Source organism: Allobosea sp., assembly GCF_017308075.1.
Classification (GTDB): domain Bacteria; phylum Pseudomonadota; class Alphaproteobacteria; order Rhizobiales; family Beijerinckiaceae; genus Allobosea.
Window position 1 is genome coordinate 35767 of the sequence record NZ_JAFKFX010000032.1, and the last position, 14221, is coordinate 49987.

The 14221-nt window shown below is 67.9% G+C and carries 13 protein-coding genes; 8 read left to right on the forward strand and 5 right to left on the reverse strand.

Annotated elements, in window-relative coordinates; genetic code table 11:
• Nucleotides 1–64 precede the first annotated feature (64 nt).
• The 3 genes from J0J10_RS14820 to J0J10_RS14830 all read left to right on the forward strand — a co-directional run bounded on the left by J0J10_RS14820 (nt 65) and on the right by J0J10_RS14830 (nt 3292).
• The gene (locus tag J0J10_RS14820; protein WP_291647227.1) at nt 65–1315 is read left to right on the forward strand and encodes a coiled-coil domain-containing protein; all 1251 of its coding nucleotides are present in this window, start codon (nt 65–67) and stop codon (nt 1313–1315) included.
• 187 nt (nt 1316–1502) lie between these two features.
• Complete coding sequence (locus J0J10_RS14825; RefSeq protein ID WP_291647228.1) at nt 1503–2435, forward strand: sugar kinase; 933 nt, start codon at nt 1503–1505, stop codon at nt 2433–2435.
• Nucleotides 2432–3292: a TIGR01459 family HAD-type hydrolase gene (locus tag J0J10_RS14830; RefSeq protein WP_291647229.1), complete on the forward strand. Its 861-nt coding sequence runs from the start codon at nt 2432–2434 to the stop codon at nt 3290–3292. Before J0J10_RS14825 ends, J0J10_RS14830 begins: the two co-directional genes overlap by 4 nt.
• Before the next feature lie 4 nt (nt 3293–3296).
• Here J0J10_RS14830 and J0J10_RS14835 read toward each other — a convergent pair whose 3' ends face one another.
• Entirely contained in the window at nt 3297–5693 is a 2397-nt protein-coding gene (locus J0J10_RS14835; protein ID WP_291647230.1) for a glycosyltransferase family protein, read from the reverse strand.
• 67 nt (nt 5694–5760) lie between these two features.
• Nucleotides 5761–6888, reverse strand: coding sequence for a GTP cyclohydrolase II RibA (ribA, locus tag J0J10_RS14840; RefSeq protein WP_291647231.1), 1128 nt, complete (start codon nt 6886–6888; stop codon nt 5761–5763).
• Between the two features lie 269 nt (nt 6889–7157).
• On the opposite strand from ribA, the gene J0J10_RS14845 reads away from it, so the two are divergent.
• Entirely contained in the window at nt 7158–7742 is a 585-nt protein-coding gene (locus tag J0J10_RS14845; RefSeq protein WP_291647232.1) for a cytochrome b, read from the forward strand.
• 3 nt (nt 7743–7745) lie between these two features.
• Here J0J10_RS14845 and J0J10_RS14850 read toward each other — a convergent pair whose 3' ends face one another.
• Entirely contained in the window at nt 7746–8264 is a 519-nt protein-coding gene (locus tag J0J10_RS14850) for an NUDIX domain-containing protein (RefSeq protein ID WP_465247211.1), read from the reverse strand.
• Between the two features lie 113 nt (nt 8265–8377).
• On the opposite strand from J0J10_RS14850, the gene J0J10_RS14855 reads away from it, so the two are divergent.
• Nucleotides 8378–8518 carry a hypothetical protein gene (locus J0J10_RS14855; RefSeq protein WP_291633257.1) on the forward strand — a complete coding sequence of 47 codons (141 nt, stop codon included), beginning with the start codon at nt 8378–8380 and terminating at the stop codon, nt 8516–8518.
• Nucleotides 8519–8601: 83 nt separating this feature from the next.
• Nucleotides 8602–9498 (forward strand): metallophosphoesterase family protein, encoded by an 897-nt coding sequence (locus J0J10_RS14860; protein WP_291647233.1) that lies wholly within the window; start codon nt 8602–8604, stop codon nt 9496–9498.
• A gap of 134 nt (nt 9499–9632) precedes the next feature.
• Here J0J10_RS14860 and J0J10_RS14865 read toward each other — a convergent pair whose 3' ends face one another.
• On the reverse strand, nt 9633–10379 hold the full coding sequence (locus tag J0J10_RS14865; protein WP_291647234.1) for a glucose 1-dehydrogenase: 747 nt from the start codon (nt 10377–10379) through the stop codon (nt 9633–9635).
• A gap of 237 nt (nt 10380–10616) precedes the next feature.
• Here J0J10_RS14865 and J0J10_RS14870 point away from each other — a divergent pair, with 237 nt between their 5' ends.
• On the forward strand, nt 10617–11711 hold the full coding sequence (locus tag J0J10_RS14870) for a linear amide C-N hydrolase (protein ID WP_291647235.1): 1095 nt from the start codon (nt 10617–10619) through the stop codon (nt 11709–11711).
• Between the two features lie 64 nt (nt 11712–11775).
• Here J0J10_RS14870 and J0J10_RS14875 read toward each other — a convergent pair whose 3' ends face one another.
• Nucleotides 11776–13584 (reverse strand): ABC-F family ATP-binding cassette domain-containing protein, encoded by a 1809-nt coding sequence (locus J0J10_RS14875; protein WP_291647236.1) that lies wholly within the window; start codon nt 13582–13584, stop codon nt 11776–11778.
• Nucleotides 13585–13713: 129 nt separating this feature from the next.
• On the opposite strand from J0J10_RS14875, the gene J0J10_RS14880 reads away from it, so the two are divergent.
• On the forward strand, nt 13714–14070 hold the full coding sequence (locus J0J10_RS14880) for a hypothetical protein (protein ID WP_291647237.1): 357 nt from the start codon (nt 13714–13716) through the stop codon (nt 14068–14070).
• Nucleotides 14071–14221 lie beyond the last annotated feature (151 nt).

Consider the following 14221-nt stretch of genomic DNA (forward strand, 5'->3'; position numbering starts at 1 on the left):
GAATTGTGCTTTCGGCCATGGCAAGCTGACGTTGCGCGCATAGTCTATCATGGAGCTGCCAGCCTTGATCGAAGCCGTCATGCTCGTCGCGCTCGGCTTCCTGGTTGCCAGCCTGCTTGCGCTGGCGGCACTGCCGGCTCTGGCCCGACGGGCGGATCGGCTGGCGCGCCGGCGGGCCGAAGCGGCCTTTCCACTGTCGCTGGCGGAGATCGCCGCGGATCGCGATCATCTGCGGGCCGAGCTCGCCATGCGCGAGCGGGCGCTCGAGCAGCGAGCCGAGAGCGGCTTTTCCGCCAGAGCGGGGGCGATGAGTGAGATCGGTCGGCGCGACATGGCGATCGCCCGGCTCGAGGCGGAGCTCGCCGAACGGCGCGACCGGGTCGCCGCGCTCGAGGCGGAACTGGCGCAGACCCTCCGGGACCTCGCTGTGACACGCGAGGACCTCGCCCGAGAGAGCGCCGGCCATCAGACCACGCAGGCGACGCTCGCCATGCGCGTCAGCGACTTGGCGTCGCTGGAACAGCAGCTCGCCGAGACCCGGACCGCGCTCGGCGGCACCAGCGCCGATCTGGCGGCGCGAAGCCATGAACTCGACGAGATCAGGACGACGCATGGGCGGCTCGAAACCGTGCTCGCGGAGCGCGACGCGGCGCTGGCGGCGCTGCGGGACGAGCGCGATTCGCTGCATGTCGCGCTGGTCGAAGCCGGCACGCAGCGGCTGACCCTGGAAACCCGGCGCGACGAGCTTGCCGTGAAGCTCATGGCGAGCGAGAAGACGCTGGCGGAAACACGGGCGGCCCTGGCTGCGATGAAGCTCGACCGCGATAGCGAGCGGTTGCGCGCCGATGCCGTCACCGGCCGTGCCGTCGAGGCCGAAGCCGCGCAGGTGGTGGCCGATACGAACGCGGTCAAGCTGGGTGCCGAGATCGCCAGACAGGAGGTCGCGGTGAAGCAAGGAACGGCTGAACTCGCCGAGGCGCTCGAACGGATCGCCAGGCTCGAAGGCGAGCTCGCGGCGGTCGCCGCAGCCAATGTCGAGCTGAAGAACGGGCTGGCGCAGGAAACCGCCCAGCAGCACGAGAGGATGCGCGAGCGCGACGAGACGATCGAGGCGCTGCATGGAGAGGTGCTCACTCTCCGGGGCGCGCGCGACCAGGCGCGGGCGGACCGGGCCGGTCTGAAGCGCGAGCTTGCGAGCTTGCGGCGCGAGGGCGCCAGCGCGGACAAGGTGGGCGAGGCCGCCTTGCGACAGGAGATCGTGCGACTGGCCGACGCGCTGCTGGCATCGGCCGAAAGCCGCGAGGCGGCGGAATAGACCCCCTTTGCTGCGGTGCGGCGATTCGCTTGCGGTCACAAAGGTTGTGCCCCGGCGTGAGGCAAGCACCTATCTCTTTGTGGCAGCGTCGGATTCGTCCGCGAAGTGGATTCCACTTTGCGGCCCGATGCTATAGGGAGATGTGCCTTGCGCCTTCGCGCCGGGCACGGCTTTTTCGGTTTGGATGATGACGGATATCGTTTGTATCGGCGAGCCGCTCGGCGAGTTCAACGCGACGCGCGGCGAGGCGGGGGCCTATCGTTTCGGACTGGGCGGGGACACGTCCAATTGCGCCATCGCGGCTGCCCGGCAAGGTGCGAAAGTCGCCTATGTCGGCGCGCTCGGCAATGACGAGCCCGGCCGTGCGCTCCGGACGGCCTGGGCGCAGGAAGGCATCGACGACAGACATGTCTCGACCCATGCGACCGCGCCGACCGGGCTCTATTTCGTGGCGCATGGCGAGCAGGGGCACGTCTTCTCCTATCTGCGCGCCGGCTCGGCCGCGAGCCTCTACGGCCCGGCCGATCTGCCGCGGGAGCTGATCGCCTCGGCCAAGGTGGTCCAGGCTTCCGGCATCAGCCAGGCGATCTCGGCCAGCGCCTGCGATGCGGTGTTCGAGGCTTTCGAGCTGGCGCGCCAGAACGGCGTGCTGACCGCCTACGACACAAATCTGCGCCTCAAGCTCTGGCCGCTGACCCGCGCCCGGTCGATCGTCCACACCGCCTGCCGGATGGCTGACATCGTCCTGCCGGGCGATGGCGACGCCAAGCTGCTGACCGGGCTGGAAGAGCCCGACGCCATCGTCGATTTCTATCTCGGGCTCGGCGCCAAGGTGGTGGCGCTGACCCTCGGTCATGAGGGCTCGCTGGTGGCGACGCCTGAGCGGCGCGAGCGCTTCGTGCCGATCAAGGTCGATGCGATCGATGCGACCGGCGCCGGCGACTGCTATGACGGTGCCTTCCTCGCCGAATATATCCGCACCGGTGACGCCTTCGTCGCCGGCGCCTACGCGAATGTCGCGGCGGCTCTCTCCACCCAGGGCTATGGTGCGGTAGCCCCCCTGCCGCGCCGGGCCGAGGTCGAGGCGCGGATCGCAGCAGAGGCAGCTCTCAAGGCATGACTATTCCGATCCTGACGCAAGCGGGCGATCTCCTCGCCCGCTACGAAGTGTTGATTAGCGACGTCTGGGGCGTCGTCCATGACGGTCTGCTGGCGCTGCCGCCGGCCTGCGAGACGCTTGAGCGCTATCGCGAGGCGGGCGGCACCGTCGTCCTGCTCTCGAATGCGCCGGGCCCTTCCGACCAGATCGCCGGCGTGCTCGACGACAAGCGCGTGCCGCGCACCGCCTGGGACCGGCTGGTCACTTCCGGCGACGTGACGCGGGCGCTGATCGGAGCGAGCCATCTGCGCAAGGCCTATCATATCGGCTGGCATGAGGACCGCGCCGTGTTCGAGGGCTTCGACGTCGAACTCGTCGACGAGGATGATGCCGAATTCGTCGTCGCGACCGAGCTCAACGATTATCGTACCGAGCAGCCGGAGCAGTACCGGCCGCAGCTCGCGCGCTTCGCGGCGCGGGGACTGCCCTTCATCTGCGGCAATCCCGACCTCGTCGTCCATGTCGGCCATGATCTCCTGCCCTGCGCCGGTGCGCTGGCGACGATCTATGAGGAACTCGGTGGCCGGGTCGCCTGGGCGGGCAAGCCGCATCGTCCGGCCTATGATCTCGCTTTGGCGGCGGCACGCGATGCGCGTGGCGGCCGGGATGTCGACGCCGGCAAGGTGCTGGTGATCGGCGATGCCGTGCGCACCGATCTCGCCGGGGCGCGGCTGATGGGCTTCGACGGCCTGTTCATCGCCGGCGGCATCCATCGCGACGAGACGATCCGCGACGGCGTGGTCGATCCGGCCGGCCTCGCCAAGGTTCTGGCGGGGCATGCTCCGGCTCCGGTCGCGGCGATGGCGGCGCTGACCTGAACCTTCACACCGGCGGCGGGTTCGCCTCGCGGATCCGCTGGCCGATCGCCCGGAAGAGCCCGTCGAAGGGGCGGAAGGTGAAGCGGATCGTCGAGCGGCCGGGCGGCACCTGCACGGCGCGGAAGATGACGTTGGCCCGCAGCAGCTCGGCCGGTTTGCCGTCGACCTCGACCTGCCACCAGGGCTGCCAGACATCGTTGAGGACGACGAAGCCGCCGGCGGGCGCGTCGGCCTCCAGCATAACCTCGGTGGTGCCGTAGTTGCGGATGCTCACCGTGCCCGGCCCGGCCGGGCCGCCCGGCAGCCTCGGCGGCGTTCTGTCGAGCAGCACGGTGCGCCGCGGATCGAACCCCGCCGGCCATTGCCCATTCTTCAATATGGCGTCGAAATCGGCCTGCTGCGCATTCGTGACGAGCAGGACGCGCGGCAGTGCACGCGGATTCTCGTAGATGAAAGCGTCGGCGGTGCGGGCGATCTGGACGAGGTCGCCGGGCTTGAGCGCCTTGTCGATCTGCTCCACCGGCACGCCGGTGGCGATGAAGCGCAGGCCGAGCATGTCGGCGAGCAGCGAGCGATAGGACGGCATCAGCGCCGAGAAAGTGCGCTGGTCGGGCAAAGCGACATGGTCGCCGGCGCCGGTGGCGGCGCTGTAGAGTCCGAGCCGCAGCGGATTGTAGCCGAGTGTATTGTCGAGGCCGTGGACCAGGCTCGCATTGGGCCAGTGGAAGTCGATGCCGGCGAGCTCGATGCGGTCGCGGCGATCCGGGCCGGCGGTGCGCGCAGTCTCGCGCTTGAGCAGGGCAATGGTCTCGTTGGCGCTGTCGGCGCGCAGCACCTCGTAGCGCGAGGACGGCAGGGCGGTCGACTCGCTCGGCCCGTTATTGACCGAGAGATCGATGGTCATGGTCATCGCGAGGATCAGCGTGGCGGCCATGCCGGCGCCCTGCAGAGCGAGGCCGCGCGCTGCGACGAGCGCTCCGGCGACCAGCAGCAGGCAGAGCAGGGCGGTGATCAGCGGCAAGGCGGCGACGCCGAGCCGGCCGGTCGTCCAGGCCAGCCAGATGGCGAGGCCGAAGGCGGCGCCGAGCAAGGCGGCTTCCAGAGCGATCTGCCAGCGCCGGGGACGCGGCGCGGTGTCGGTCAGGACGAGATGGGTGAAGTAGCCGCCGAGAATGGCGAAGAGTGCGCCGAGGATGAAGAGCGCGTCGGCCGGCCGGCGATAGAGGTCGAGGCCGGGCAGTGCCGAAAAGAGGATCTGGAAGCCGGGCGTATAGCGCCCGAGCGCGTAGATGAGCACGACGATGGCCGCGACGCTCAGCGCCACGATCTCCCGTCGCCAGAGGCCGCCGCGGACGACGCCGACGCCGATGATCATCAGCAGCGGCAGCAGGCCGAGATAGAGCTCGCTCATATTGCGGGCGAGATAGAGATCGACCGCACCGAAGCGGGCTTCCCAGGCCGGGCTCGGCGGCCCCCAGAAATTCTCCAGCGGGCCGGCGGCGCCATAGAGATTGGCGACCAGCCCGGTGAGCAGCGAGGCCGGATGAAGCGAGCCCTTGCCGGCACCGGCGAAGTCGATCGCCGGCCGGTTCGATTCCTGGGCCAGGAAGGCGGTGAGCAGGATCGGAATGGCGGCGACCAGCACGGCGCCGAGCACGCCGAGGCACAGCGGCATCAGGCTGCCTTTGAGGGCGCGCAGCGGCTGCTTCGCCATGGCGATCGCGGCGATGACGAGCCCGGCGAGGACGTAGACGCCGATCAGCGCGACCTGGTCGCGCCCGAGCACCATGAAGCCGGCCACGATGCCGGCGAAGAAGCCATAGCCCCAGGAGCCGCGCTCCAGAGCGCGCGAGAGCAGCAGCAATGTGATGGCGAAATAGGCAAGGCTCAGCACCTGCCCGACATGCTGGATGCGCCAGGCGGCCGAAGCCCCGAAGGCGAAGGCGAGGGCGCAGACCACGGCGCCGCCGGGGTGCCAGTCGCGGTCGCGGAAGAGCAGGACGAGGCAGAGCGCGCCGACCAGGAGCGAGCCGAGCAGCGCCCCGTCGCTCCAGCGGAAATCCGGCGTCGGATTGAGCAGGGCGATCAGCGCGAAGGGCGGCGAGAAGATCAGGGATTGCGGATCTGCGACCTGCGGCGAGCCGGCGAAGACGAAGGGCGTCCAGAACGGCGACAGCCCCTTGTGCAGAGCGCTGGCGAGGAACTGGAGCTGCGGGTGGAAATGCGCCTTGGCATCCCAGGGCACGGTCATGACCCCGGACAGCCAGGGCCAGGACAGAGCGAGCCAGGCGGCGCCGACGATCAGGAGGACCTTGGCGACAGGCCAGGGCGCGCGCAACGGCGCTGGATCGGACCGCTCTTGCTCGGACAGCTTCTGCTCGGACCGCTTCTGTTCGGACATGGCGGCTTCCTGCCCCAGGCCCCGTGCCGGATCAATGCCCGGCACGGGCTCGCTGCCTGGCGCGAGGTCAATCCTTCGGGGCTGCTCGCGCCATCAGCGCGTCCATATCGATGAAATGGCCGGCCCGGTCGCGCTTCGAGGCGAGATAGCGGACATTGTGGATATTCGGGCGGCCGAGGACGCGCTGGGTCGCGGCGACTTCGAGCCCGGCGGCCTTGATCGCACCGATCTTGAGCGGATTGTTGGTCAGCGCCGTGACGCTGCTGACGCCGAGCTGCTTCAGCATTTCCGCGGCGAAGTCGAAATGGCGCTGATCGAGATCGAAGCCGAGCACCTCGTCGGCGTCGTAGGTGTCCCAACCCTGGCTCTGAAGCTTGTAGGCCCGCATCTTGTTGGAGATGCCGTTGCCGCGGCCTTCCTGGTCGAGATAGAGCAGGATGCCGCCCTCGTTCTGGGCCATCCACTCGACCGTCTCGCGCAACTGGTCGCCGCAATCGCATTTCAGCGAGCCGAACAGGTCGCCGGTCAGGCAGGCGGAGTGCAGGCGCACCGGCACGGCGGCTGAGAGGTCCGGCTTGCCGACGATGATCGCGACCTGATCGCGCAGGCCCTCGCCGCCGCGGAAGACCACGAATTCGGTATCGGGAGCGCCTTCCAGCGGCACCGGCGCGCGGCCGACGATAGCGAGCGTCGCGACCTGCGCCGTGCGGTAGCCGTTGATCGCTGCGATGCTGACCTCGACCAGCGGTTCGCCGGCGATCTGCGCCGCGGTGACCGGCACCAGTATGATGGCGGGCAGCACGAGCGAAAGCCCGGCGAGCTCGAGCGCCGCGGCGTCGAGCGCATTGGCGGGACCGACCGGCGCATCGACGCGCGCATCGATCCTGAGGGCGAGGGTCTCGACGCGGGCGACGTCGATCGTGGGCATGGCGAGGACACCGGTCTCGCTGCGGCCCTTGGCGCCGAGGCGGCGCAGGCGCGCGGCGCTCAGCACCAGCCTGGCGTTACCTTCGGCAAGCGTGTCGAGCCGGCCGGCGATCTCGGCATCGGCCAGTTCGGCCGAGAGCGCCAGCGCCAGGTTCTCGCCATCGCGCAGCAGGACGGGACGGCCGGCCCGAAACTCGGCAAGCGCCCGGTCGACGGTTATGATCTCGGTTTCGCCGGGACGGCCGAAAAGCGTACGCGACTTAGGCATGGCTGCGTCCGTCAGATTGCGCCGGCTGGCGGCGGAGGAGATGGTCTTATACGTTCGTTTCGGCAGGACGGGTGCTGTCCGGCGCAATACGGCGTAGCTACAACTTGTCCGGGCTTGCGTGGTTCCCAAAAGCGTGATGTCGGGCGGATTTCCGGCGAATGTCGACCGCCGGCCGAGCGAGTGCAAGATGGCCTATTAAAAGCGCGACATTGAACGCGAGATGAATGCTGGTGCCGACCCTGACGGGGCAATAGGGGGGTGGGAGCAAGATGTGGCAGCCACGGGATCCCGCCATCGCGGCGAAAGCTCGGCCCGAGGTCTACAGCACAACGGCGCGACGGTTCCATTGGCTGACCGTCGCGGCGGTCTTCGTGATGATCCCGCTCGGCCTCGGCATGACCTATCGCGGCAATACGCTCGATATCTGGGACGGGCTGACCAACGGGCTCTATTCCGCGCATAAGCTTCTGGGTTTCCTCGTGCTTTGGCTCACGGCCGGACGTTTGGCCTATCGGCTCCTGCATGGCGCACCACCTGACGAGCCGACGCTGGCATGGTGGCAGAAGGCTGGCTCGCACCTCGTTCACTGGGCACTTTACGGGCTGCTTCTCGTCGTGCCCTTGCTGGGCTGGATCGGCGTTTCGCTGTTTCCGGCGTTGACGATCTTCGACCTGTTCAACCTGCCGGCCCTGGCCGGGCCCGACGAGGCGGCGGCCAAGCGCGTGCTCGCGCTGCATGGCTGGCTGGCAATTCTGCTGGCACTGACGATCGCCGGCCATATCGGCGCGGCACTCTACCACTATTTCATCCGCCGGGACGGGGTGTTGCGGCGCATGCTGCCAGGGCTGAGATAGGCCTCACCAGCGTTCGTCGACCGGGGCGCCCGCCGTGATCTCGGCGAGCCGCCGGCGGGTGCCGGGCGTCGTGCCCTCAGGCAGCGCGGACAGCGCGAAGAAGCCGGCTTCCGCGATCTCGAAATCGGGTACCTTCGGTGCGGACCGCGTGAAATCACGGATGATGAAGACCGCGACATGGTCGCGCCGCGAGCTCTCGCCGCTCAGGAACAGGCCATGCAGCACGGCGGGCCCGATGATCTCGATATTGGCTTCCTCACGCAGTTCCTTGCCGATCGCCGCGGCGACGGTCTCCCCCGGCTCGACGCCGCCGCCGGGCAGATGCCAGCCGGGGGTGTAGGTGTGGCGAACGAGGAAAATCTCGCCGGCATCGTTCAGGACAGCGGCGCGCACGCCGAGGGTCAGGCCGCGGCTCAAGCGAAAATACAGGTGCAGGGCCCAGCCGAACAGGCGCCGCATCGGCCGCGGTAGCCTGTCGATCGGCGCGGGCCGGCTCGTCTGTGGGGAGGAGGAATTGCTCATCGGGGCGGCATTTTCTCAAGCTTGGTGATTGATCTATGCGACAGGCGCATATCAGGCCTCTGTTTGCTCTCGAGTTCCAACACAAACGCGCCGCAAATCAGGAAGATAAGGCGATGGTCACCGCTGGGGAATTCGCCATGCTGCTCGCCTTCATCACCTCCTGGTTTCAGGCCAAGCCCGCCTTCGTCTGGAAGCCGGCGCTGACCCTGACCGATCCGCGCATCGTCTCGGAACTGACCGACTCGCTCAACTGAGCCGGCCCGCGGTCCTGCGTCACATTCATCCAATCTTGCGTCCACGCTTGACTGCGCCCGCCTGCTGAGGGCAAGCGCAGGGCGTGTTCACGCTTGCGCATCTGTCGGACCCGCATCTCGGGCCGCTTGCCCGGTTCTCCCTGCGGGAGCTGATCGGCAAGCGCGCGACCGGCTATGTCAACTGGCGGCGCAAGCGTCGCCACGCCCATGACATGGAGATTCTCGGGCTGATCGTCGCCGACATCCTGGCGCAAAAGCCCGACCATATCGCCTGCACCGGCGACGTCTCGCATATCGGCCTGCCCAACGAGTTCAAGACGGCGCTGACCTTCCTCGACACGCTCGGCCCGCGCGACAAAGTCTCCTTCGTCCCCGGCAATCACGACGCCTATGCCCGCTCCTCGCTGCAGGCCCTGGCTGGCGAACTCGGCCCCTGGTGCGCCAGCGACGATGGCGAGCCCGGCTACCCCTGGTATCGCCGGCGCGGCCCGGTCGCGCTGATCGGCATGAACACCGGCATTCCGACGCTGCCGCTGATGGCGACCGGCCGCGTCGGCCCGGCCCAGATCGTCATGGCCGAAAAGTTCCTGGCGCAGGCCAAGGCCGAGGGGCTGATCCGCGTCATCCTGATCCATCACCCGCCCTATGTCGGCGGTGCCCGGCGCACCCGCGAACTGCTCGACGCGCCGGCCTTCGAGGCGATGCTGGCCCGCGTCGGCGCCGACCTCGTCCTGCACGGCCATAATCACCGCTTCTCGCTGGCCTGGCGGCCAGGCGCCGGTCGCGACGTGCCGATCGTCGGCGTGCCCTCGGCCTCGATCGGGCCGCGCGGCCATGGCGAGCTTGCCTCCTGGCACCTCTTGCGGATCGAGGGGACGGCGGAGGCCCCGGCGATCACACTGGAGCGCCGCGGCTTCGACCTCGACGGCACGGTGAAGCTGCAGCAGACAATGCCGCTGACCGGTGGCGGCACCGTCTAGGAGACGTCGCCGTCATTCTTGGCCGAAGCGCAGCGCAGAGCCGAGAATCTCATGACGAGAAGGCGCCTGTTCGGCGCCTCGCCTGGCGCGAGATGCTCGGGTCGAGCCCGAGCATGACGGCTGTCGAATGGGCGTCAGACGCAGCGGCCGCCGTCGACCGCCAGCACCGAGCCGGTGACCATTTCGGACTCGTCCGAGCACAGGAACAGCGCGGCATTGGCGATGTCCTGCGGTGTCGAGAAGCGGCCCCAGGGAATCGTCGCGGTGAAGGCCTTGCGCTTTTCCGGCGTGTCCTCGCCCATGAAGGTCGCGAGCAGCGGCGTCTCGCCGGCGACGGGCGCGATGGCGTTGACGCGGATCCGGTCGGGAGCGAGCTCGACCGCCATCGACTTCGAGAGCAGGTTCGCGGCGCCCTTCGAGCCGTTGTACCAGGTCAGGCCGGGGCGGGGCCGGACCCCGGCCGTCGAGCCGATGTTGAGGATGACGCCGCCGCCATGCTCGCGGAAATGCGGCACCGTCGCCTTGGCCATAAGGAAGATCGACTTCACGTTGACATCGAAGACGCGGTCGAACTCGGCCTCGCTGACATCGAGCATCGGCTGGTTGCGGTGGCTGATGCCGGCATTGTTGACGACGATGTCGAGCCGGCCGAATCGCTTGATCACGCGGGCGACGGCACTGTCGACGCTGCGGGCCTTGCCGACATCGCAGGCGACCGCAAAAGCCTTGCGGCCGATCGCCTTGGCGGCCTCCTTCGCCTTGTCGCCATTGATGTCGAGCACGGCGACGCGCGCGCCCTCGCGCACGAAGGTCTCGGCGATGCCGAAGCCGAACCCTTGCGCCGCGCCGGTGATCAGCGCGGTCTTGCCCTTCAGTCTCATGGTGTTTCCTCGGGATTCTTCGTGTCCGGTGAGTTTGGGGCGTTTTGCCGGCGGGGATAAATAGGCTTTCGCGATCGGGCGGATAGCAAAAAGGTATGGGCTGCCGGGCATGGCGGGCTCGCGGCCACGGCCGGATCGGCGGGCCCTCCTTGCAGCGCCGCCATGCAGAGACGTCTCGGTGTTGTCAGGTTGTCGGCGCTAGGATGTGTTTCCGAGACGACCATCATGAGAATGCCTATGACCAGACCATCCCATCGCCCGGATCAGCGGCCGCAGCTTGCGCGGCGCCGTATCGCGGCCTTGGTGCTTGCCGCCACCCTTTTCGCGGATTCGGCCGCGCAGGCCTGCACGCGTCTGGTCTATTTCGGTGCCGAGGGGCGAAACCTGACGGCGCGCTCGATGGACTGGAAGAGCGACGTCGCGACCAATCTCTGGATCCTGCCCCGCGGTATCGAGCGCAATGGCGAAGCCGGGCCCAACTCGTTCAGATGGACGGCGAAATATGGCAGCGTCATCGCTTCCGGCTACGACATCTCGACGACTGATGGTCTGAACGAAGCCGGGCTTTCGGCCAATCTGCTCTGGCTAGTGGAATCGGAGTATCCGAAGTTCGACGCTACCTCGAAGCCGGGCCTGACCATCGCCGCCTGGGCCCAGTACGTTCTCGACAGCTTCGGCACCGTGGCGGAGGCCGTGGACGCCCTGCGCAAGGAGCCGTTCACGATCGTCACCGATGCCGTCCCGGGCGAGACGCGGCTTGCGACGCTGCACCTTTCGATCTCGGACGCGACAGGCGACAGCGCGATCGTCGAGTACATCGACGGCCGCCAGGTGATCCACCATGACCGGGCCTATCAGGTCATGACCAATTCGCCGATCTTCGACCAGCAGCTCGCGCTCAACTCATACTGGAAGCAGATCGGCGGCACTGCGATGCTGCCCGGCACCAATCGCGCCTCCGACCGCTTCGCCCGCGCTTCGTTCTACGTCAACGCGATCCCGAAATTCGAGGATCCCGACCGTGCCGTCGCCAGCGTCTTCAGCGTCATCCGCAATGTCTCGGTGCCGTTCGGGCTGACGACGCCGGACCAGCCGAACATCTCCTCGACGCGCTGGCGAACCGTCGTCGACCATGCGCGAAAGCTGTATTTCTTCGAATCCGCGCTGACCCCGAACACCTTCTGGGTCGATCTGAAGCAGGTCGACTTTTCGCCTGCCGGCGGTGTCCGCAAGCTCGATCTCGGCAAGGACCAGACCCAGATCTATTCCGGCAACGCCACTGCCCGTTTCGTTCCGGCCAAGCCGTTTCCGTTCCTTGGCAAGAATCCGTAGCCTGGGCGCTTTCGACGCCGGTCAGGGTGCTCTCGGCCGGCGTCTGCGCTCGAACGAAGCGCGCTCAGGCGCCGATCTCCTCGCGTAGCATTTCCAACTCGAGCCAGCGCTCCTCGGCCTCGGCGATCTCGCGCGTCACCTCGTCGAGCCGCGTCGTCGCCTTGGCGAAGAGCTTTGGGTCGCGGGTGTAGAGATCGCCGGCCAGCGCGGTATTGAGCTTGCCGGCCTCGGCCTGCAGCTTCTCGATCTGCTGGGGCAGGGTCTTCAGCGCGTGCTGCTCGTTGAACGACAGCTTGCGTTTCGACGTTGCCACAGTTGCTGTGGCAGACTTGGCGGTTTCCGACGCAGCTGCCTTTACCGGCACCGCCCGCGCCTTGGCACCGACGCCGCGGCCGCGCTGGGCCAGCATGTCGGAATAGCCGCCGGCGAATTCGGTCCAGATGCCGTCGCCATCCGAGATCAGGGTCGAGGAGACGACCCGGTCGAGGAAGTCGCGATCATGGCTGACCAGCAGCACCGTGCCGGCATAATCGGCGAGCAGTTCCTGCAGCAGGTCGAGCGTCTCGATGTCGAGATCGTTGGTCGGCTCGTCCAGAACCAGGAGGTTGGAGGGTTTCGCCAGGGCGCGGGCCAGCATCAGCCGGCCGCGCTCGCCGCCCGAGAGCGCGCCGACTGCGGTGCCGCGCTGGATCGGCTGGAACAGGAAGTCCTTCATGTAGCTGATGACATGGCGCGGCTGGCCGCCGACCATGACCTGGTCCGAGCCGCCGCCGGTCAGCGCATCGCCGAGCGGCGTTGCCGGGTCGAGGCTTTCGCGGCGCTGGTCGAGCGTCACCATTTCAAGCGAAGCGCCGAGCTTGATCTTGCCTGAATCCGGAGCAAGCGCGCCGGTCAGCAGGTTGATTAGCGTGGTCTTGCCGGCGCCGTTGGGGCCGACGATGCCGATGCAGTCGCCGCGGGCGACGCGGATCGAGAAGTTCCGGACGATCGGCTTGTCGCCATAGCTCTTGGAGATGTCGACTGCCTCGATCACCAGCTTGCCCGAGGCCTGCGCCTCGCTGGCCTCCAGCCGGACCGAGCCGACGGCATGGCGGGCGGTGCGGCGCTGGTCGCGCAGGGCGTGGAGCTCACCGAGACGACGCTGGTTGCGGGTGCGACGCGCGCTGACGCCGTAGCGCAGCCAGTCCTCCTCGCGGGCGATCTTGCGGTCGAGCTTGTGGCGGTCGAGCTCCTCCTGCGCCAGCACCTCGTCGCGCCAGGCCTCGAATTCGCTAAAGCCACGCTCGACGCGCCGGGTCACGCCGCGGTCGAGCCAGATCGTGGCGCGCGAGAGCGAGCTCAGGAAGCGGCGGTCATGGCTGATCAGCACCATGGCCGAGCGCAGCGATTTCAGCTCCTGCTCGAGCCATTCGATCACCGGCAGGTCGAGATGGTTGGTCGGCTCGTCGAGCAGGAGGATGTCGGGCTCGGGTGCGAGCACGCGGGCGAGCGCGGCACGGCGGGATTCGCCGCCCGACATGCTGGCCGGGTTTTCCTCGCCGGTCAGGCCGAGTTCCTCGACGAGATAACGGGCGCGATAGGGATCGTCGCCCGGCCCGAGGCCGGCCTCGACATAGGCGAGCGAGGTCTTGTAGCCGGAGAAATCGGGCTCCTGCGGCAGATAGCGCACGGTCGCACCGGGCTGCAGGAAGCGATCGGCGCTGTCGGGCTCGACGATGCCGGCGGCGATCTTCAGCAGCGTCGACTTGCCGGAGCCGTTGCGGCCGACCAGGCAGACCCGCTCGCCGGCGGAAACCGCGATCTCGGCCCCTTCGAGCAGCGGGTGGCCGCCGAAGGTCAGAGCAACGTCGCGGAGATGCAGCAGGGGGGCCATGGCGTTCCTTTGATGTCAGGCCGCCCGGATAGACCGCCCGGCGGGTGCTGTCACCTCCGGCACGGGCTTGCCTGTCTCGGAATCCATTATAAGATACAAATCGTATCTCTTGGTGGATGGATGCTTCCCGTGAGACAGCCGACCCCTCGCAAGCCCCGCAGCGCCCGCATCGGTGACAATGGCGGTCCGCCGCTGGAGGAGAAAAGGCGCGAGCCGGAGAGCGGCAAGGGCGAGATCGGCCGCTATTTCGACTGGCGTTTCGCCCATCGCCGGGCCTGGAAGAAGCCGCGAGAGATCGCGCTCAGGCGTCAGGAGCGGGCCGAGACGCTGGGGCTCACCTATGAGGAATATACCCTCGAAGTGTTGGAGCGCGGCTATTTCCCGCAGCCGGAGCATGTCGAGACGATCGTCGCCAAGCGGCCACAGCGCCGTCGCGACGGCGGCGTGGTCGGGCAGTCGCTCAAGGGCATGCGGCTGAAGACGTAGAGCGGCTGCGTCGGGACAACTCCTCCGACCTCATCCTGAGGAGGCCGCGTCAGCGGCCGTCTCGAAGGATGATCTCGGAGGTCCCGCCGCGGTCTGGAGCATCCTTCGAGACGCAGCCTGCGGCCGCTCCTCAGGATGAGGTGGAAGCGAG